The sequence below is a fragment of the Kiloniella sp. genome (genome assembly GCF_048270245.1).
In the GTDB taxonomy this organism is placed as follows: domain Bacteria; phylum Pseudomonadota; class Alphaproteobacteria; order Kiloniellales; family Kiloniellaceae; genus Kiloniella.
On the sequence record NZ_JBLWTH010000001.1, the window covers coordinates 707,863 to 728,737 of the forward strand.

Annotated in this window: 18 protein-coding genes; 5 read left to right on the forward strand and 13 right to left on the reverse strand. The window is 46.9% G+C overall.

From position 1 onward, the window contains the following. Positions 1 to 61 precede the first annotated feature (61 nt). The 4 genes from gcvT to ACN0W5_RS03355 all read left to right on the forward strand — a co-directional run bounded on the left by gcvT (position 62) and on the right by ACN0W5_RS03355 (position 5,758). Complete coding sequence (gene gcvT / locus ACN0W5_RS03340; protein ID WP_417452821.1) at positions 62 to 1,165, forward strand: glycine cleavage system aminomethyltransferase GcvT; 1,104 nt, start codon at positions 62 to 64, stop codon at positions 1,163 to 1,165. Between the two features lie 118 nt (positions 1,166 to 1,283). Beyond that, positions 1,284 to 1,661 carry a glycine cleavage system protein GcvH gene (gene gcvH, locus ACN0W5_RS03345; RefSeq protein ID WP_299374852.1) on the forward strand — a complete coding sequence of 126 codons (378 nt, stop codon included), beginning with the start codon at positions 1,284 to 1,286 and terminating at the stop codon, positions 1,659 to 1,661. Between the two features lie 116 nt (positions 1,662 to 1,777). Beyond that, positions 1,778 to 4,666 (forward strand): aminomethyl-transferring glycine dehydrogenase, encoded by a 2,889-nt coding sequence (gene gcvP / locus ACN0W5_RS03350; protein ID WP_417452822.1) that lies wholly within the window; start codon positions 1,778 to 1,780, stop codon positions 4,664 to 4,666. Between the two features lie 321 nt (positions 4,667 to 4,987). Then, entirely contained in the window at positions 4,988 to 5,758 is a 771-nt protein-coding gene (locus tag ACN0W5_RS03355; RefSeq protein ID WP_417452823.1) for a class II glutamine amidotransferase, read from the forward strand. Between the two features lie 79 nt (positions 5,759 to 5,837). Here the strand turns inward: ACN0W5_RS03355 and ACN0W5_RS03360 are convergent, their stop codons facing one another. The 8 genes from ACN0W5_RS03360 to ACN0W5_RS03395 form a co-directional block, all read right to left on the reverse strand. After that, positions 5,838 to 6,326: a F0F1 ATP synthase subunit B gene (locus ACN0W5_RS03360; RefSeq protein ID WP_417428141.1), complete on the reverse strand. Its 489-nt coding sequence runs from the start codon at positions 6,324 to 6,326 to the stop codon at positions 5,838 to 5,840. Between the two features lie 2 nt (positions 6,327 to 6,328). Then, complete coding sequence (locus tag ACN0W5_RS03365; RefSeq protein ID WP_417452824.1) at positions 6,329 to 6,823, reverse strand: F0F1 ATP synthase subunit B'; 495 nt, start codon at positions 6,821 to 6,823, stop codon at positions 6,329 to 6,331. 116 nt (positions 6,824 to 6,939) lie between these two features. Further along, on the reverse strand, positions 6,940 to 7,167 hold the full coding sequence (locus ACN0W5_RS03370; RefSeq protein ID WP_046503712.1) for a F0F1 ATP synthase subunit C: 228 nt from the start codon (positions 7,165 to 7,167) through the stop codon (positions 6,940 to 6,942). 67 nt (positions 7,168 to 7,234) lie between these two features. Then, the gene (locus ACN0W5_RS03375; RefSeq protein WP_085901471.1) at positions 7,235 to 7,945 is read right to left on the reverse strand and encodes a F0F1 ATP synthase subunit A; all 711 of its coding nucleotides are present in this window, start codon (positions 7,943 to 7,945) and stop codon (positions 7,235 to 7,237) included. Between the two features lie 45 nt (positions 7,946 to 7,990). Beyond that, a complete protein-coding gene (locus ACN0W5_RS03380; RefSeq protein ID WP_417452825.1) occupies positions 7,991 to 8,335 on the reverse strand; it encodes an AtpZ/AtpI family protein in 345 nt (114 codons plus the stop codon). Positions 8,336 to 8,598: 263 nt separating this feature from the next. Beyond that, positions 8,599 to 12,066, reverse strand: coding sequence for a chromosome segregation protein SMC (gene smc, locus ACN0W5_RS03385; protein ID WP_417452826.1), 3,468 nt, complete (start codon positions 12,064 to 12,066; stop codon positions 8,599 to 8,601). 220 nt (positions 12,067 to 12,286) lie between these two features. Further along, positions 12,287 to 12,904, reverse strand: a complete 618-nt coding sequence (locus ACN0W5_RS03390; RefSeq protein ID WP_417452827.1) for a DsbA family protein — start codon at positions 12,902 to 12,904, stop codon at positions 12,287 to 12,289. Between the two features lie 109 nt (positions 12,905 to 13,013). Beyond that, positions 13,014 to 13,586 (reverse strand): DUF721 domain-containing protein, encoded by a 573-nt coding sequence (locus ACN0W5_RS03395; protein WP_417452828.1) that lies wholly within the window; start codon positions 13,584 to 13,586, stop codon positions 13,014 to 13,016. A 177-nt stretch (positions 13,587 to 13,763) separates the two neighbouring features. On the opposite strand from ACN0W5_RS03395, the gene mutY reads away from it, so the two are divergent. Beyond that, positions 13,764 to 14,864 (forward strand): A/G-specific adenine glycosylase, encoded by a 1,101-nt coding sequence (mutY, locus tag ACN0W5_RS03400; RefSeq protein WP_417452829.1) that lies wholly within the window; start codon positions 13,764 to 13,766, stop codon positions 14,862 to 14,864. A 128-nt stretch (positions 14,865 to 14,992) separates the two neighbouring features. Here the strand turns inward: mutY and ACN0W5_RS03405 are convergent, their stop codons facing one another. The 5 genes from ACN0W5_RS03405 to ACN0W5_RS03425 all read right to left on the reverse strand — a co-directional run bounded on the left by ACN0W5_RS03405 (position 14,993) and on the right by ACN0W5_RS03425 (position 20,789). Further along, positions 14,993 to 16,021 (reverse strand): site-specific DNA-methyltransferase, encoded by a 1,029-nt coding sequence (locus ACN0W5_RS03405; protein ID WP_299379740.1) that lies wholly within the window; start codon positions 16,019 to 16,021, stop codon positions 14,993 to 14,995. A 142-nt stretch (positions 16,022 to 16,163) separates the two neighbouring features. Further along, positions 16,164 to 16,811 (reverse strand): ribonuclease HII, encoded by a 648-nt coding sequence (locus ACN0W5_RS03410; RefSeq protein WP_417452830.1) that lies wholly within the window; start codon positions 16,809 to 16,811, stop codon positions 16,164 to 16,166. 6 nt (positions 16,812 to 16,817) lie between these two features. After that, the gene (locus tag ACN0W5_RS03415; RefSeq protein WP_417452831.1) at positions 16,818 to 18,278 is read right to left on the reverse strand and encodes a cation:proton antiporter; all 1,461 of its coding nucleotides are present in this window, start codon (positions 18,276 to 18,278) and stop codon (positions 16,818 to 16,820) included. A gap of 101 nt (positions 18,279 to 18,379) precedes the next feature. Next, positions 18,380 to 18,925 (reverse strand): molybdenum cofactor biosynthesis protein B, encoded by a 546-nt coding sequence (gene moaB, locus ACN0W5_RS03420; RefSeq protein ID WP_417428156.1) that lies wholly within the window; start codon positions 18,923 to 18,925, stop codon positions 18,380 to 18,382. Beyond that, on the reverse strand, positions 18,909 to 20,789 hold the full coding sequence (locus ACN0W5_RS03425) for a lytic transglycosylase domain-containing protein (protein WP_417452832.1): 1,881 nt from the start codon (positions 20,787 to 20,789) through the stop codon (positions 18,909 to 18,911). Before ACN0W5_RS03425 ends, moaB begins: the two co-directional genes overlap by 17 nt. Positions 20,790 to 20,875 lie beyond the last annotated feature (86 nt).

Genomic DNA, 20,875 nt, shown 5'->3' on the forward strand with positions numbered 1-20,875 from the left:
AGAGGGGGATGCAACGGCTGTTAGCTGTTGTGTTTTACCTTTTGTGCTCTGGAGCTTGGTTATGTCGGAAGACCTTAAAAAAACACCTCTTTATGATCTGCATGTAGAACTTGGTGCCAAAATGGTTCCTTTCGCAGGGTATTCCATGCCTGTTCAGTATCCGGCGGGGATTATGACAGAGCATAAACATACACGTGCGTCTGCAGCGATTTTCGATGTATCCCATATGGGTATTGTGCGCCTCATGGGTGAGAATGCAATTCCTGCGCTTGAAAGCCTTCTTCCTGCTGATCTGGAAAATTTGTCCGAAAATTCTATCCGGTATAGCTTTTTCACCAACGATGAAGGCGGTATTCTTGACGACTTGATGATAACAAAGGTTCCTGGTGGACTGAGCTTGGTTATCAATGCAGCTTGTAAAGATGCTGATATCGCACACATTAAATCCAAAATTGGCGATCAAGTTACGGTCGAAGTTGAGTATGACAACGCGCTGATTGCCTTGCAGGGGCCGAAATCCGTTGATGTACTGGCGCGTTTTGATGCCCGTTGTGCTGATATGAAGTTCATGACCTTCATGACGTTGGAAATCGATGGTGTTAGCTGCCAAGTTAGCCGTTCAGGTTATACGGGTGAAGATGGTTATGAAATTGCTATTCCGGCGGATAAGGCCGTGGCAATCGTTCGTCGCCTTCTAGATGAACCCGAAGTCGAAGTTTCTGGATTGGGTGCGCGCGATTCTTTGCGTATGGAAGCAGGTCTTTGCCTGTATGGAAATGATATCGATACAACAACAACGCCAATCGAAGCTGGCCTGTTGTGGGCTATTCAAAAACGCCGCCGCGCTGAAGGTGGCTTTCCGGGTGATGACATCATTCTGAAACAGATTGCTGATGGTGCCCCAAGACGCTTGGTTGGAATCCTCCCCGAAGGACGTGCACCTTTGCGTCCCGGCGTTGAAATCGCCAATACTGAAGGTGACGTCGTTGGTAAGGTAACCAGCGGTGGTTTTGGTCCGTCTGTTGGGGGGCCTATAGCGATTGCTTATGTGGCATCTGATTACAAAACACCAGAAACAGCATTGAACGCACTGGTACGTGGCAAGGAAATGCCGTGTAAAGTTGTGAAAATGCCGTTTGAACAAAAGAGTTATTTCCGAGGATAGTTTCGAAAAATCGAAACGTTCGGGAAATAAAAATAGTGGATAACATCCGCGAGAATGCAGAGTAACGTCCCAATTTCGACGCTCTGAAATAAAAACAATTTATTAGAGGATCAGGATTATGAGCGAACTTAAATTCAGTGAAGACCACGAATGGATTCTAATCGACGGTGATGTCGGCACTGTTGGAATCACAGAATTTGCTCAAGAACAGCTTGGTGATGTTGTGTTCGTTGAAGTTCCAGACGAAGGCAAAGACCTAGAAAAAGGTGATGAAGCAGCTGTTGTAGAATCTGTGAAAGCTGCCAGTGAAGTTTACGCTATCTGTGATGGCGAAGTTATTGCTGGTAACGAAGCTTTGGCTGATGAGCCAAGCCTAGTGAACTCTGACCCAATGGGTGAGGGCTGGTTCTATAAAGCCAAAATTACAGATGCATCACAGCTTGAAGAGTTGATGGACGAAGCCGGATACAAAACCTTTATCGAAGGTCAGGGTTAATCCTCGCTCAAGTACCTGTAAATTCTGAGTCTTTGTAATCTCAGTTAAGTACGTTTGATTGATGCCAGCTTCTGACAAAGAAGCTGTGCATTGGTTTACCAATTAAGGAATTCGCCATGTCTGATACAAATGTGTCTCTAAAAGACCTAGAACAAAAAACAGATTTTGTTCGCCGTCATATTGGGCCAAATGATGCTGAGCAAACTGAAATGCTTACGCTCTTGGGTCTTGGTTCTTTGGAAGAGCTTTCTGATAAAACTGTACCAGAGGCCATTCGTGAGACCACGCCGCTTTCTATGGCTGAGAGCCAGACAGAAGTTGATGTGCTAGCACATGCTAAATCACTCGCGTCAAAGAATAAGGTTTTTAAATCATTCATTGGTATGGGGTACTACGGCACTCACGTTCCCAAAGTGATTCTCAGGAACGTGCTGGAAAATCCGGGTTGGTATACATCTTATACGCCGTATCAGGCTGAAATTTCTCAGGGTCGCTTGGAAGCTATCCTGAATTATCAGACAATGATCAGCGACCTTACTGGCATGGAATTGGCGAATTCCTCTATGCTTGACGAAGGGACAGCGGCTGCTGAAGCGATGACCTTCTGTCGTCGTGTTGCCAAAAGCAAAGCAGAAGCTTTCTTTGTTGATCAGGATCTTTTACCGCAAAGCATCGCCGTTATTAAAACGCGTGCAGAAGCTTTGGGTTATGACGTTGTGATCGGTGATCCACGTAAGGATTTAGATCCTGCGGCTGTTTATGGTGCCCTTTTCCAGTATCCCGGTACTTCCGGTCGTATCGAAGATTACAGTGACTTGATTGCGGCTGTTCAAGAGAACAAAGGTCTTGCAGGTGTTGCTGCGGATATTCTTGCTCTGACACTCATCAAAAGCCCGGGTGAGCTTGGCGCTGATTTTGCGATTGGTTCTGCACAGCGTTTCGGCGTTCCAATGGGTTTTGGTGGACCACACGCTGGTTACTTTGCCACACACGATAAATTTAAACGTTCTATTCCTGCACGCCTTGTTGGTATGTCTGTTGATTCGCATGGCGAGCCTGCTCTGCGTATGGCACTTCAAACTCGGGAACAGCACATCCGTCGTGAAAAAGCGACGAGTAATATCTGTACTGCGCAGGCCCTCTTGGCAAACATGGCTGGCTTCTACGCGACCTATCACGGTCCAGAAGGTCTGAAGACAATTGCACGCAGAGTATCGCGCCTTGCTTCAATTCTGGCAGCCGGTCTGAAAGCTGGTGGTATCGAAGTTGCACACAATGCTTTCTTTGATACCTTGACCCTCAATGTGAAGGGGAAAGCAGAAGCGATTGCTGCGAAAGCACGTGAGCATAAAATGAACCTTCGGGTTGTTGATGCTGACACGTTGGGTATTTCTATTGATGAAACCACGACACGTGATGATATTGCAACTCTTTGGACTGCTTTTGGTGTTGCTGATCAAAATGTAGATAGTCTTGATCAATCTACACCGAGTAACCTTCCGGAAGTTCTTGCTCGACGCACTGACTTCCTGACTCATCCGACTTTCAATAGCTATCATTCTGAAACAGAAATGATGCGCTATCTACGTAAGCTTTGTGACAAGGATATCGGTTTGGATCGTGCAATGATCCCATTGGGTTCTTGCACCATGAAGCTAAATGCTGCGACGGAAATGATTCCCGTTACATGGCCTGAGTTTGGTGAGATTCATCCCTTTGTTCCTCTGGATCAAGCCGAAGGGTATCTTGAGCTGATTAAAGATTTGGAAGATATGCTTGTTGAAGTGACCGGATACGATGCGGTTTCTCTACAGCCTAACTCTGGATCTCAGGGGGAGTATGCGGGTCTTCTAGCTATTCGTAAGTATCATGAAAGTCGTGGTGATACACAGCGTGATATCTGTTTGATTCCGGCATCTGCACATGGAACCAACCCTGCTTCTGCGGCTTTGGCTGGTATGAAGGTTGTTGTGGTTAACTGTGATGATGAAGGTTACATCGATAACGATGATCTGTATGCCAAAGCAGAAAAGCATCAGGAAAACCTTGCTGCGATTATGATTACTTATCCTTCAACACACGGCGTGTTTGAAGAAGAAGTTCGTAAAACCTGTGGTATTGTTCACGACTTTGGTGGGCAGGTTTACGTTGATGGCGCCAATATGAATGCGATGGTTGGTCTGGCTAAGCCGGGCAAGTTCGGTGGCGATGTATCACACCTTAATCTTCATAAAACATTCTGTATCCCACACGGTGGTGGGGGACCAGGTGTTGGGCCGATCGGCGTTGGTAAGCATCTTGCGCCTTTCTTGCCAAACCACTCTCTCGTTGCCGAGGCTGGACCAGAAACAGGGCAGGGTGCTGTGACATCTGCACCTTGGGGATCGGCAAGCATTCTTCCGATTACCTGGACCTATCTCAAGTTGATGGGAGCCTCAGGCCTGAAGAAAGCAACACAGATGGCCATCTTGAATGCAAACTATCTGGCGAAGCGTCTTTCTGATCATTATCCGGTTCTTTACACTTCAAAGAACGGTATGGTTGCGCACGAATGTATTATTGATGTTCGTCCGCTTAAGGATGACATCGGAATCACGGTTGATGATATCGCCAAGCGTTTGATCGACTATGGCTTCCATGCGCCGACAATGTCATTCCCTGTGCCGGGAACCTTGATGATTGAGCCGACCGAATCTGAATCCAAATATGAAATTGATCGTCTTGCTGACGCTATGATTTCTATCCGGAAAGAAATCGGTCGTGTTGCATCTGGCGAATTACCTTTGGAAGATAACATGCTGTGCAATGCCCCACATACGGCAGCATCACTGTTATCTGAAAATTGGGATCATCCTTATACCCGTGAAGAAGCAGCTTACCCTGTTGAAGGACTTCGTGACGGTAAATATTGGGCGCCAGTTGGACGGGTTGATAACGTATATGGTGATCGTAACCTAATTTGTTCTTGCCCTTCGGTAGAGAGCTATCGGGATGCGGCTGAATAGGCCGCTAAAGCGGAGAGACCAGATGGGACCATTGCTGGGTGTCTCATTATATCTGATCTCTCCGCCCTCATAGGGCGTGTATGTTAGGCAAGGGACGGCCTGACATACTTGGGATAGGGCCGCACCCTGTTCCCGTCCATTGCTGGGACTGGAGTTCGTGTGCAAACACGAACTCCTTTTTTTATTTTATTATAAGCAAGATGTCTATTGCTGATGTATTGATTGTGAGTAACATAAGGTACTTCTTTTCATATATTGCCCGTACTCTTTTGGAGGGCATAAGAAATTTTTTCACAGTCCTTTTTAATTTGGAGCAATTTAATGTGCCGCTGGCTGGCCTATTCCGGACAAGAAATCTTCTTGGAAGAGTTACTTTTTAAACCACAGCATTCGCTTGTTGAGCAATCTCAGCATGCGACGGAAGCCAAGGTTGCAACGAACGGAGACGGTTTCGGTGTTGGTTGGTATGGGCAAAGGCATGAACCTGGCCTGTATAGGGAAACGATGCCTGCTTGGAATGACTGCAACTTGCAGCACCTTGCATCTCAAATAAGATCATCACATTTTTTTGCTCATGTAAGAGCGTCTACAGGGACAGCAACATCCAGAGCTAACTGCCATCCTTTTTCTTATAAAAACTGGATGGGGATGCATAATGGTCAGGTTGGGGGCTATGAACAATTCAGACGCGCTCTGGAAACTTACATAACCGATGAGCATTATATAAAACGTATGGGGACGACAGACAGTGAAGCGCTGTTTTATATGTTGTTTAATTTTGGATTGGAATCTGACCCGGTAAATGCAATTCGAAAAATGGTATCGACAGTCGAAACATTACAGGCAGAAAGAAATATTACAGAGCCATTCCGCTGTACAATGGCAATAACGGACGGTGACGATCTTTATTGCCTCAGGCATTCGAATGATCGTTTCGCACCATCATTGTACTGGCGTCATAAAGATGGCGATCTGGTGGTCGTTTCCGAGCCATTAACGGAAGATCACGAAGGGTGGAACAAGGTTCCTGCATCACATGTCCTTGTTGCAAGTAAATCCGAAGTTAAAGAGATTGTTGCCCTAAAGATTTAGTGAGTGTTTCTGATGTGAAACATAGATACAAAAAAACCGGCTCATCTGAGCCGGTTTTTTGTGCATGATCTAAGAAAGATCAATGAAATTTTTCACCAAGCGAACTGATGGAATCATCCATCAATGTTTTGGCTTTCGCCTTGGTCATGCTGCCAGCCAGAATGTTTCTGGTCGCAGTGATTGCAACATCAACGGCCTGATCACGAACTTCGTTCAGTGCGGCGGTTTCTGCCTGAGCAATCTTGTCCATGGCTTGCTGTTCACGACGCTTAAGTGACTCTTCTAAATCAGTAGCAGCATCTTCTTGAACGCGTTTAGCTTCTTGCTTTGCGTGTTCAATGATTGCTTCTGCTTCTTTCAGAGCATCACGTTGTTTGCGTTTGTATTCAGCCAGTGTTTTCTGCGCTTCTTCCCGAAGATTTTGAGCTTCTTCGAGTGTTTTGCGAATGGCTTCACCGCGTGCGTCTAGCCCGGCTACAATACCTTTACCGCCCTTAGTGACGACAAGAAGTACAAATATAGCAAAAGCTACACCAACCCAAAATGTAGGATTTTGAAGTAATTCCATGATTAGTTCTGCTCCCCTAGTGCTTCGTCAACAGCTTTGCTGAGTTTAGCGTCGGTTACATCAGTACCAAGCAATTTACTTGTCGCGGCAGCGGCAACGTCTTTGGCAACATCCTTAATGTGACCCATAGCTTCGCTACGAGCAGCATTAATTTTGTCTTCGGCAATCTGAACCTTTTCCGAAAGCTGGGTGTCAAACTCAGCCTGGCGCTTGGCGCTAGTGGCTGCGATTTCATCCGCAGATTCTTTCAGAGCGGCAACAGCAGAAGCGCGCGCATCAGCAATAGCTTTCTGATAATCCGAAAGGACCTCTTCTGCTTCTTGCTTCAAGCGTTCTGCTTTTTCCAGATCACCAGAAACTCTATTTTCGCGCTCTTCCAAAATCGAGGCCAGACGTGGCAAAGCAACCTTGGCCATCAGGAAGTAGAGCACACCGAAGGTAACGACAAGCCAAAAGATTTGGCCTACGAACGTATCGATTTGTTCAAATTGTGGCATCGTGCTACACGCCTTGTTCAGTTATCAAAATCGGATCAGATAAAAGTCTGATAGGCCGATATACCATCAAATATCCATAAGATATTTGAGAACATCGGCCTAACAATCTGTTCCAATTAAGCTACGAACAGAAGGATCAGAGCAACTAGTAGAGAGAACAGTGCGATCGCTTCAGTAACAGCAAAGCCAATCCAGATGTTCGCACCAATTTCGTCTTTAGACGCTGGGTTGCGAGCGATGGACTGGAAGTAGCTAGCCCATACGTTACCAACACCAACACCTGCACCAATCATACCTAGAGTAGCTAGACCAGCACCAATCAGTTTTGCAGCTTCTGCTTCCATAATTCTCGAGCTCCTTGTAACGCTTGTGCGTTAGATAGATAAAAAAGTTACGATTTCTGAAAAGATCTTAGTGCAGATGGATCGCATCATGCAGGTAGATACAAGTCAGAATGGTGAAGACATACGCTTGTAACGCCGCCACCAGGAATTCCAAAGCTGTAATACCAACAAGCACGCCGAGTGGGATAAACCCAAACACACCGAGCATGATGACAAAGCCAGCGATGACCTTCAAAAGAACGTGGCCAACAACCATGTTCGCAAACAAACGAACAGAAAGGCTGATGGGTCGTGAAAGGTAAGAAACCAGTTCGATCGGAATAAGGATCACAGCCGTCCACAATGGCGCACCATGTGGGAAGAAGAGGCGAAGGAAGCCTGCTCCGTGGCGAGCGAACCCGATTACTGTTACTGCCAAGAAAATAATAATTGCCATCGCAAAGGTAACGACAATGTGGCTAGTAAAAGTAAAGGTACCCGGTACGAGACCGATCACGTTTCCAAAGAGGATGAACATGAACAGAGTGAAGACAAACGGGAAGTACTGACGTCCGGCTGAGCCGACGTTATCCCGGAGAAGGTTCGCAACCATCTCATAGCTCATCTCTGCCATGCTTTGCCAACGACCGGGAACGAGTGCACGTCCACGAGTTGATCCCACAAGGAAGATTGTTACGAGTAGAACGCTCAGCGACATAAACAGCGCTGAGTTGGTAAAGGAGATATCGTAATTACCTAGTTGGATTGGTAAAAGAGTTGTTACCTCAAACTGGTGCATTGGGTCGATTGAACCACCTGATGCCACGAGCCTTCCCCTCTAATTTTACTCTGCGCGATCTTCGCGATTATCGCGAAAACGCTTTTTGTTTTCTAACTGTTTAGCAACCCTAACCACATTGGCAAAGGCTGCCCCGATACCAAGGAAGAAGAATATAATCATCAACCAAGGTTTAGTCCCTAATAAGTGATCGAGATAGTATCCTATCCCAAACCCCATTATCAGGGCTGCAACTATTTCCACGGATATGCGGAAACCTACCGCCATACCGCTTGCTGCATCAGCTCGGTTACTGGATTCAGGTTTAGTTACCTGATTTTGACGCTCGCGAGCCGCGCGCAGTCTTTTATCCAGGTCCGTCAAAGACGAACGATCTTCAGGTTCCGGCATTTAATTAAGCCTTCCTGATGGCTACCATTTGAGCTGAAGTAGCACCTGTTAAACGCGGGCGCAACATACGTGGAGCATCATAGTTATGTCAAGAAAGAATCAGCCATGATTTTGACCTAATTCCAATGCGTCCCCGTTCTTATCCTCTCAGAGCTAAATGGATCAAGGTTTTTGTTCCCGATTGTACAGGGGTAATATTTTGAAAGAGAAGTGCTTTATTGTGCGGACGCGAAAGAAGAGAGCATAAGAAAGAGGCTTTAACTTTAAGGTTTCTTTTCGATTAGGTCATCTGCAGCTTCCAGATTAACCGATACGAGTTGACTGACGCCCCGTTCGCTCATGGTAACACCAAACAGGCGTCGAACCCGCGCCATGGTCATACGGTGGTGCGAGATTATGAGAAAGCGGGTTGATGTACTGTGAACCAGTTCCTCGACCAATTTGCAAAAACGATCCACGTTGGCGTCATCGAGCGGAGCATCAACCTCATCCAAAACACAAATGGGAGCCGGATTGGTTAGGAATACTGCGAAAAGCAAAGACAAAGCTGTAAGTGCTTGTTCGCCACCAGACAAAAGTGACATGACCTGTAGTCGCTTTCCTGGGGGGCTTGCCATAATTTCTAGACCAGCCTGCAAAGGGTCTTCTGCTTCTGTAAGCGTCAGATGTGCGCGGCCACCACCAAAGAGTCTGACGAAAAGATCGGAGAAATGAGCGTTTACGAGATCAAAAGCTTTCAGTAGGCGTTCTCGGCCCTCTTTATTTAGGTTGGCAATACCTTGCCTTAGTTTCCCGATTGCGAGCAAAAGGTCTTCTTTGTCGTTCAACATACCTTTTATTCGTTCGTCCAGTTCTTCTGCTTCTTGTTCTGCACGAAGGTTAACTGGGCCCATATTGTTTCGTTCGTTTGTTAGGCGGTCGTGTTTTCGGGTGACATCATCACGGGGGGGCAAATCTTCGCCGATTTGAATATCTGCGATAGAAAGTGCTTTTTCCAAAGAGCATCCCAAACGTTCCCTTACACGATCGATTAAAATCGCCATGGCTTGTTTATTTTGTTCAACAGTAGATTCTGCTCGGATCATGGCTTCTCTTGCTTGGGCGAGAAGTTGTTCTGATTCTCTCAGTTGTCTGTCTGCTTCGGCTTGTTCCAGTTCAGCAGAACGCAGTTTTTCCGAGGCTTGATTTTTCGACGCTTCAGATAGGGTGATAACCGTGGTTAGAGCTTCTTTCTGTTTTTTGATCTCTTCAGGCTTGGTTTTCCATACTTCTATTTCTCCTTCTGTACGTTTTATCCTGATATCAATTTCGCCTAGATACTGTTTGGCTTCTTTCGTTCGACGTGACCAGGAATTCAATTCATTCTCGATGCTGGCAAGGCGCTCGCGTCGGGTTGTGACATCCCGTTTGATCTGTTCAAGCTTGCCGCGCTGCGAGCCAAGGAGGTTTCTTTCTTTAGACAGCTTTTCCTTTAAATCGGCTAGCTGCTCTTTTTCCTGTTTTTGATCCGGCAGAGCTTCTATTTCGGCTACAGTTGCTTTTTGCTGTTCGTTGGTTTCAAGGTTCTCGCGAATTAACCGTTGTAAATTTTCTTCGGCGGCTGACAGCTGTGATGCGAGCTTTGCGTGTTTTTGGGCTAAAGCTGTATGATGATTTTTGGCTGCGGAAACGTCGTTGTGGGCATTGTTTAGGGTTTGCCGGGCAAGTTTTTCGTCTTCGAGGCTTTTATCAAGTGCCTTCTTTGCTGCGATGAAATACTCTTTTGCTTTTATACTATGTGATTCAATTTTTGCTTTTTCTTTCTCAAGCCCTTTCAGACGGTTTTTATATTCCAGCTTCACGGCTGCTGTTGAGGGTGCATCGTCTCTGACGGTCAGACCATCCCACCGCCACAAGGTACCTTCTTTTGATACCAGTCTTTGACCCGGAGCCAGTTGGGTATAGAGTTCTTCGCTAATGGTGCGGGTCTCTACAATGCCGATCTGCGACAGTCTGGCATGAAGGCGGTCGGGCGATTGCACAAAATTGAGAAGAGGGTCTATTCCTTCGGGGAGTGCGGGGAGGTCTGTGCGCATGGGGATATTGTGCCAATGAGCAACCGCTTCTTCTTGGGATCCCGCGTTTAGGTCTTCACCCAAGGCAGCACCTAATGCTTTTTCATAACCTGCTTTAACAGAGAGTTCATCAAGGATCGGGTCCGACACAGAGGATGACGCTCCTTTTAAAAGTTCATTCAGGGCGCGGCTTTCTGCATTGATTTGGTTGAGTTCACTTTGCGCATCTTGATTAGCGTCACGCGTCTGTTCCTCTGTCAGGCGCTTAGCCTGAACATCCTTTTCTAAGGTATTCGAGGTTTCTTTTGCGTTAAGAAGTGCTTTCTCAGCGGTTTCCAATTCTCGTTCTGCTTCGATAAGGCTTGCGCGGCTTTCTTGTTGTGAAACAAGGTGTTTGTGCTGAGCTTCTTGTTGGCGCAGTTGCGATGATTGTCGGGTGATCAGGTCTTTTAATTCGTTTTGACGTCTTCTCAGGGCAGTTGATTGCGCTTCGTTTGCAGCAATTTGACTGTTGATGTTTGTGATAGAGCGATCAATTTCAGATATGGTTTGTGCGTGCTTTTTGCAGGCGATTTCCAGATCCTGTTGATCGGCGTGAACAGACTTGTTTTTTTCTTTAATCTGCTCGCGTTCTTGTTTAAGTCGTTCTTCAGCCTCTAGGGCATCAGCATTGATGTTAGTTGCGCGATCTCGGTCTTTCTTGAGCTGGGATAACAGGTCTGTTGATTTGTTAAGCGCGTCAATCGCCTGTTCTTCTTCTCTTTGCAGTGTTTCTTGATTAATCAATAATCTTTGATGTTTTGATGACTGCGATGTTTCCGCTTCTCGAAGAGTGGGTAAACTGGCCGCAACCTCGACCTGGGTACGGGATTTTTGTGCCGTGATAGCTGTTTTTTCAGAAACGTCTTTCTGTGAGGCTTTTAAAACATCAAGTGCATCGCTTTGGGCTTTTTTTGCATCCACTGATTCGTAATGCAGCAGGATTGCTTCGTGTTGTCGAATAAGTTGGGCAAGATTTCGGTAACGATTCGCCTGCCTTGCCTGCTTTTTTAAACCCTGAAGCTGTGTGTCGAGCGTTGTGATGACATCTTCAAGACGTTCAAGGTTTGTTTCGGCGGCCCTTAGTCGTAACTCTGCTTCGTGTCGGCGTGAATGTAAGCCGGTTATCCCCGCGGCTTCTTCTAGTAGACCACGTCTACTCGTGGGTTTTGCATTGATAATCTCGCCAATCCGCCCTTGACTGACCAGTGCGGTGGATTGTGATCCGCTTGCAGCATCGGCAAATAAAAGCTGAACGTCACGTGCACGTACATCCTTGCCATTTACTTTGTAGTTTGAGCCGCTTCCACGGGATATTCGGCGAACAACTTCGATATCATCGTATTCATTAAAAGCGGCAGGGGCCGTTCTGTCGCGATTATCGAGCACTAAAGAGACTTCGGCGATATTTCTGGCGGGACGAGTGGCTGATCCGGCGAAGATGACATCATCCATTTCACTGCCACGCATCCGTTTGGCTGATGTTTCACCCATAACCCAGCGCAGGGCTTCGACCAGATTGGATTTTCCACACCCGTTTGGGCCGACAATTCCGGTCATGCCTGAAGAGATCAGGAGTTCGGTCTGATCAACAAAAGATTTAAATCCGCTGAGGCGTAGCTTATTAAACTGAACCAATGCCCACGAATCCCTGATTTTGTTTGTAGTCCCCCTGCAAGATCAGGTCTGTCGTGGAAATAAATGTCCTGAATCTTTGAGTAAGCACCGTTTTTTCGGATGTCATAGGGAAAACTGTAACTCTATGAATGATCTTCTGCAACAATATCGGGGCAGCGGTAAAACAAAAGGCCTCATGAAGATCATGAGGCCTTTGAGCTTGTAAGTTACTTCTCGCTGATTACAAGGCGTCTTCTAGAAGGTCATTCATCGCGTCGTAGTCGCGGCCACCAGCAAATACCTCGCCATTAATGACAAAGCTTGGTGTCGAGCTAATACCAAAAGAGGTTTTGCCTTCTTGAGCCTGGGTCACAATACGGCGCAGAGTTGCTTCATCATTAAAGCATTCTTCGAAACGCTCATTATTCATGCCTGCAAGAAGAGCCATTTTCTGAAGACCCTCTTTTGCAGCGCCGCCAAAGGCCCATGTTTGTTGTTGCTGAAAAAGTAAACCAAGGAAAGAGAAGTATCGATCGCCTTCCAGGCATTCTGCTACAGCCGCGCCGCGCAGGGCAACACCATCCAGTGGCATATGACGATAGACCAAGCGGGCTTTGCCGGTATCAATCCAGTTCTTCTTAACGTCAGGCAAGGTTCCTGTGTGGAAATCTGCGCAATGCGGACAGGTGAGGGACGCGTATTCTATAATGGTGATCGGTGCATTTTGATCACCGAGAATACGATCATTTTCTGTTACTTCGCCAGCGGCTTGAGCTGAAGAAATGTTTGTAAGTGAGGCCGCGAGCGGAAAACTGAATGCAAAAGCCGCTGCGTTGCGGATAAAAAGCCGTCTGTTCATTGTCTGTAATATTCCTGAACTGCGAAGTCTGTGTCGAAATCTATATAAATTTGTCCTTACCCTAGTCTAGAGATAACTATGGCGGCAATAGGGCAAAAGGGTTTGTTCACTATTTCTTGATCTTGTTTTTGGCGCGTGTTGTTGCCGCTAATCTTTCAAGAGATGTTCTTAGCGCTTCATTTCCAACATTGGAGAACTCTTTCTTTATGTCCTGTTGTTCTTGGAGGGATAGTTTGGGAATTTCTGGCGCCTGTTTTTTATCTGGTTTGTATAAGGGGCCTTGCTGAAGGGATATACGGGAAATCGCGCGATAGCCAAAGTGGCTGTTCACACGTTCGATTATCTGTGGCGTTTGTTGTTGAATTGCCAGCGCAAAAGCGGGGTCCGCTTTAATGAGCAAGGTGCCGTCATTCCTGATACCTTGGCTTGGGTAGCGTAGTTTTACTGGCAAGCACTGGTTGGCCAGTTCTTTGCCCACAATTATACCCCAGTCTTCAATAAGCCCAGCTTCGGCAAAACCTCGTTTCCCCGTAATGCGTTTTGTCAGCATGGGCAAGGTGGCTGCTATCGGTTGCATAGATTTGCGTCGACGGCTTGGTATCTCCGGAATTTTGGTGTCTTTAGGCGTTGATTTTTTGTTCTGAGCGCCTTTTGTTTTTCGAGACTTGGTGGTTTTTGCCATGGCTCATCAGGGTGCTTTGATCTCGGGGTTGTTAGGCTTTCTTGCGGTGTGCGTTCTTCTTTAGTTGATCTGACTGTATATGGGAAGGAGTATAGCGGCGCGGTCGGTGAAAACAGAACCGATTCGTAAAATTAAAGTTTAAGATCGGTGCTCGGGACATCGTTGACCGAGCCGGAAATGTGTAAAATACAGGTTGCTGTTTTGGTTCAAATGATCGCAGAAGAATTATTGCCATGGTATGATAGGCATGCTCGTGAGTTGCCATGGCGCCTATCTCCTTGGCAAAAACGTAATAATCCTGATTTGCTTTTCGCTGACCCTTACCGTGTATGGTTGAGTGAAATCATGCTTCAGCAGACAACCGTGGCGACGGTTAAAGGCTATTACGAAAAGTTTTTGATGGCCTGGCCATCAGTACATGATCTGGCCTCAGAAGAGCTGGACAATATTCTGAGTGCGTGGGCGGGGTTGGGGTATTACGCTCGAGCACGAAATCTACACAAATGTGCCAAGGTTGTTGCCGAGCAGCTGGGCGGAATTTTTCCTGATACAGAAGAGGGCTTGCTCAAGCTCCCTGGTGTTGGCCCGTATACTGCCGCTGCGATTGCGGCGATTTCCTTTGATCGTCCGACGACCGTTGTCGATGGTAATGTTGAGCGTGTGATTGCTCGGTACTATGCACTCGAAGATCCATTGCCGGGCGTAAAACCTCAAATGAAAGAGTGCGCCCAAAAGCAAACGCCGAATGAACGAGCAGGTGACTATGCACAAGCGATGATGGATCTGGGGGCAACCATATGTACGCCACGATCACCAGGGTGTGTAATCTGTCCTATTAATGGGGCTTGTCTGGCCCGAAAGTCTGGCATTGCTGAAGTCTTACCCAAGAAAGCCCCCAAGAAAGAAAAACCAACCCGCCGTGCTTATGCCTATCTCTTTTTGTCAGAAGAGAGAGGGGTACTTTTGAGACGGCGACCGGAAAAGGGGTTGCTGGGGGGGATGACAGAAGTACCAACAGGGAATTGGATCGTGCAGGGAAACGCAGAGCGAGATCCCGGGCTAGACCAGTTGTCACAATGGACCGAGTTAGATGGCATAGTGAAGCATACCTTCACGCACTTTCATTTCGAGATCACGGTTTTGACCACAAAGGTATCTCGGAATCATGACGAGGTGGCAAAGGCGGTGCAGGGAAAGTGGGCGCATAAATCAGATTTTGCAGCGCTGGCCCTGCCAACGGTCATGAAAAAAATCCTCCATCATGCTGATTATATCTAGCTCTATCTTGCCCTGATCAATGATATTATAGATGGCTTTGGAATTTTATTGTTCTGAAGCAAAGTATTCACTTCAAAAATAAGAAAAGCCCGCAGAAGCAGGCTTTTCTTATTGAGGTAAAATATTTTTTAGTTCGTCATTTCAGCGCGGACTTGTTGGCGGAGGACGTCGATACAGACTTCCCGGCCTTCGGCGTCCATGTGCCAATAGGTCCAGCCGTTACAGGCTGATGCGCCTTGCACCATGGCACCTACTTTGTGGATCGAACCTTGGAATTCATTTGATATCAGGCTGCCGTCGGCGCGTACCTTTGCCGAGTATTTCTTTTTCGGGCCGTAAAGTGTTGTACCTGGCTCAAGCAGGCCGCGTTCAATAAGTGTTCCGAAAGGAATACGAGGTTGTTCGCGTTTTTGTTCGATGGAGACAAGGTTGATGTCATCCAACTGCTTAACCTGAGAAATACGTTTTTTCGCAATTTTGACGTATTCCTGATCTTGCTCAATGCCAATGAATTGTCTGCCGAGTTTTTTTGCTACAGCACCTGTCGTACCTGTGCCAAAGAAGGGGTCGAGAATAACATCACCGGGCTTTGTCGAAGAAAGAATAACGCGATGTAGGAGAGATTCTGGCTTCTGAGTAGGATGCGCTTTGTCGCCTTCGCTATTTTTCAAGCGTTCGCCGCCATTACAAATTGGTAACAACCAATCACTGCGCATTTGAATGTCGTCGTTCAGGGCCTTCATGGATTCATAATTGAAAGTGTATTTTGAACTCTTGTTCTTGGCGACCCAGATCATTGTCTCGTGCGCGTTGGTAAAACGTCTGCCACGGAAATTCGGCATCGGGTTCGATTTGCGCCAAATCACGTCGTTCAGCATCCAGTAATCGAGATTTTGGAGGAGCGCACCAACGCGGTATATGTTGTGGTAACTGCCAATAACCCAAAGTGTTCCGTTTTCCTTTAGAACACGACGTGCAGCTTTCAGCCAATTCCACGTGAATTCGTCATAAGCACGAAAGCTATCGAACTTGTCCCAGTCATTATTGACGGCATCAACTTTGGAGTTGTCCGGACGTGTTAGCTCACCCGCTAATTGCAGGTTATACGGGGGATCCGCAAAGATCACATCAACAGACTTTTCGGGTAGACTGTTCATGATCTCGACGCACTCACCGAGATGGACAACATTCTTCTTCACTAAAGCAGACTCCTCTTGACTCGAGTCCCCTATCTTGAGTCACTGTGGAGTCGCGGTCAAGTATTTTTTGTCGGAAGAGTCAAGTAAAGAGTCATTGGAGTCAGTCGTTTAGCTCGAGTCGCTCTCTTATTGGACGAAATGTGCGGCGGTGTGCAGGGGTAACCCCAAGATCTAGTAGTGCGGCCCTGTGTTGAGCCGTTCCATAGCCCTGATTTTTTTCCCATCCGTAACCTGGGTACTGAATCGATAATTCGAACATCTGATGATCCCGATTCACTTTAGCAATGATAGATGCGGCAGCAATGGACAGGCTAATACTGTCTCCTTTGATCACCGCTTTTGCAGGGCAGGGGAGTTCTGGAATTTTGTTGCCATCGACCAAAATGGCCTGTGGTGTAATCGTGAGGTTTGCGACAGCTCGTTGCATTGCCAGCATGGATGCCTGAAGGATATTCAGTTTGTCAATTTCTTCACAGGTGGCTTCGCCTAGGGCGAGATTGATGATGCCTTGTTGATGTAAATCATAAAGCTGGTCATTTATGTCTTCTCGTTTTTTGACGGAAAGCTTTTTGGAATCGTCGAGCTTTGAAATCAAATCATCCGATACTTTTTGGCGGTCCAACCATGCGGCCCCGGCAACGACTGGTCCAGCCCATGGGCCACGCCCTACTTCATCAACACCAACGATTATGGCGTTGTTAGTGCCGAACTCTTGATCAAATTCTTGTTCTCTCGAAAAGTCAGGCATGAACGCTTACTTTTTGTTGGTTTGCTTGTTATTGCCTGTTTCGGGCTCGTCTTTTGACGAATCAGATATGGTTTCAGGTTCTGGTGCCGGAATGCTGTCCTGACTTGGAGTGGAACTTGAAATTTGGCCATCATCACTGGGCTTTGGACGGAGTAAGCGTTCTTGAAGCTTAGGAAACCATTTCATCAAAACGCTCTGCCCTGTGCGCAGTAGTATTTTCTCTGCAAGGCTTGATGTCCGAATGATGGCACCAACTTCTGGGCCATATGTTAGGCGCATGGTTTCGGCACCAGAGGTGATTCCAAGCTGGGTGATTCGGTGTAGCCTTCGGGCTGTAAAGAGCCAGAAGGGACTGGTAAAAAGAGAGATCACGGTAACGGAGACAACCAGTCGATAGTTTTCATCATCCAGAACACCAGCGCCGACCCCAAGAGCCGCGAGGATAAATGAGAACTCACCCAATTGTGCAAGGATAGAGCCGGATAGGAAGGCGCGTGGCCAGGTTTCGCCAAGGAACCTGATCAAGGTAATGTTGAGGGCGGTTTTAAAGAGCGCAACAAACAGCACGAGGAAGAACACAAGTCCGAGATTATCCCATATGTATTGGGCGTCCAAAAGCATGCCGATGGACAGGAAAAAGACCATCAACAGGATGCTTTGAATCGGTGCGACTTGTCGGGACATGACTTTTTGGCTCGCCGAATTTCCAAGAATAAGCCCTGCTAAAAATGCCCCATAGGCAGCGGATAACCCAATCAGGCCTGAAAAGGCAGAGGCGCCAAAACAAAAGGCCATTCCCGCAAGGGGGGTGAGGTCTTCATTATCGCCAATTGAACGGGCAAAGGGGATTTGTAATCCTCGTTTTTTACTCAAGAAGATAAACAGGAGAATGAGGATCCCTATAGATACGCCCACCTTTACAAAGGCAGAGGTCCCGATACCACCTTCTGAACCGAAGGAGCTGACAAAAAGCATCATGGGAACCACGGCAAGATCCTGTGCAATCAGAATACCGATGGTTACCTGTCCAATTCGGGTGCCGTATTCATTGATTTCTTGTAGCATTTTGACAGCAACGGCTGTGCTTGAAAGGGCAAAAACAAATCCAAAGAAAAGGATCAATTCAAAGCTCCAGCCCATAAATTGGCCCAACAGCCACATGCCGCCGACACCAACACCAATTTGTGCCGCGGTGGTTATAACCGCGACTTGCCAGACTTCTTTTATGCCGCGTAAAGACAGGTTCATGCCGATAACAAAAAGCAGCATTAAAACGCCAAGCTCTGCCAGGGTAGAGATATTATCCCTGTCTTCTACAAGCGCCAACCCTGAGGGGCCTAAAAAGACACCAGCCAGAATATAACCGAGCACAGGCGGCTGTTTGAATTTCCGCATGGCAATGCCACACGCAAGTGCCGCAACAACAACTATCGCCAGACCTGTTAAACTACCGCTGTGATGTTCCATGATACTCTTTTATTCTTATGTACACTTCTGTGTCGGGGATAAACACAGCTTAACATAGGATGTCAGCTTTACTTGATTTGATGTTCTGCCGTTGGACGAAATCAATTCTTAGGGAGCAGGTGTTCTTGTAACCGTGGCATCAATTCAACCAGATTACAGGGACGATGACGGTTGTCCAGTTGGGAACGTAGAATTTCTCCCCAGCCGTCTTTACAGGCTGAAGGTGATCCGGGAAGGGCAAAAAGGTACGTACCTTTTGCGACACCGCCAATGGCTCTGCTTTGCATGGTTGATGTGCCGATTTTGCTATAGCTGATCCATCGGAAAAGTTCGCCAAATCCTTCGATTTCTTTTTCCATAACGGCTTTGAACGCTTCTGGGGTCGTGTCACGCCCTGTTACACCTGTTCCGCCCGTCGTGATGATGACATCTATTTCCGGGTTGGTAATATGATGTTGAAGTTGTGTCGTAATAGCGTCGATATCGTCTTTGATGATAGACCGTGCAGAAACCTTGTGGCCGTCTTCTTTAATCATCTTTTCCAGAATGTCGCCGGAACGATCATCTTCTTTCGTACGGGAATCCGAAATGGTCATAACCGCAATATTAACGGGCAAAAAGGGGCGGGTTTCATCTAGCTTTGGCATTCTCTGCTACGTCCGATTCAGAGGTTTTGTTGTAAGGGTCTTGAGCTTCATATCTGGGCCATTGGCCGGCGGCAAGGGTATCCAATGATGGTGAGTATTGGTCAAGTCTGGCTCGGTAGATCCAGAGGTTGGTCAGGACTCGTTCGATAAACAGTCGGGTTTCCCGTGACGGAAGGCTTTCTATAAAGAGAAGAGGATCATCATTATAGGTGATTTTTCTCTCCCATTTGCCCAGGTTTCCAGGTCCGCCGTTATAGGCCGTTGCTAGCTTAAACAGGTCACCTTCAACATAATTGTGGTTGAGTAGATAACTCAAATACTTCTGCCCCAAAGCCAGATTAAGAGAGGGGTCGAACAATTGATTCCGTGTTTTACCGCGAAAGCTTTGCTTTTTGGATATGTAGCTTGCGGTTTGAGGCATTAATTGCAAGAGGCCGCGGGCACCATCAGGACTTTTTGCATTTGGGTTGAATGAGGATTCTTGTCGCATAAAAGCAAAGACTAATGCACGATCGATTTCAAAGCCACCTTCCGGCTCCCATTTGGGGATAGGGTAAAGAGCGGCATCTATGACGCCTCTGTTTTCAGCGGGGTTTTGCTTTTCCTGTTTTTCTTCTGCTGCCAATCTAGCACCAAGGCGAAAGGCGAGTTCAGGCATGCCGGAATGTTCAGCGAGCTGTAGGAATGCGGGTATTTCATTGCCTTCGATGCTGCCTATCAAACGGCTTAATTCTGACTTTGCTTCTTTCGTCTGTCCCAGTTGTAATAAAGCCAGAGCCCTTTTGCTTGGTGCATGGCTTTGTAATGTTTTGGCTGTGATCTCATTTAATTGGTGTGATTGGTAATCGAAAGCTAGCTCGAGACCAAGGGCTCTGCGCGCTAGAATACCGTAGAACGTTCTTGGATATTCTGCGGCTTGATAAAGGTATTTGCTGACATCTTGAGGCTGTTTTAGTTTCAAATTAGCGCGGGCAGCCCAGTAGGCGCCTGATGATCGCATCCAGCTATTACTACGCGAGGCCTTGGCAAGATATGTGAAATGGTCGCGGGCTTCTTTGGTTTTGTTCAAACGCCACGCGGCGAGACCCGCAATCCAGTCAGCAGAGGGAACATATTTTCTGGATTGGGTTGCCTTTTTTGCCAGTTGATAAGCTTTTTTATCTTCTCCATAGTAATACCAAGCTGCAGCTAATTGTGCATAAGTTTCATTTATTTCTATAGGATCAAGAAGCCGTTGTGCCTTTGCAGATTTCAGAACATCCTCGGTAATAGAGAGGCGTGTGTTCAGAACATTCCGGCGGAGCTGTCTTTTTAAGCGGTTGGCTTTGGTCTTGTCTGCTTTAGACAGCTTTTTGTTAGAGCGATAATTGTAGTTTTTTCCATAAGCGCGATAGGGGGCACTTTTGAAACGGACAGGTTTTTGTGGATAGTTGTAGTTTTTGGGGCGTCTTTGCAGGGCCAGTTTGTAGATAATATCGGCTTGAGGGTGATCAGCATAGGTCGCAAGCCATGCTTTGAGCTCTTTGTATTTTGATCTGTAAGCTGTTGGGTGCAAATATCTCTGCGCCTGAACGTGGCCGAGTAGAATTTTATTGTCGAGTTTCGCAATTAGTTTGTCAGCACCTTGCCAACGACCTTGTTCCTGTCGGGAAAAAATTCTGGCGTAGAGCTTGATGTCTTTGTCACTAAGAATTTCGGGAGCTACGAAATTTGGGTCTGCCTGGATATTGGATTTGGAAAATTGCTCATCAACCTTCGTTGATGCCGCCGCTGCATAGGAAAAGAGCAATAATAGACAGCTGAGTTTCGCTGCTTTTATCCCCGTGTTGATCGTCCAATGTAGTGCGCGCGTGAATATCGTCATAACGAAGTGAATTTCCCCCACTAGCCCCTTACCTCTGTCGAGAAATAGGCTTGGCTTTGCTTAGTCGATGTCCCCATTAACCATAA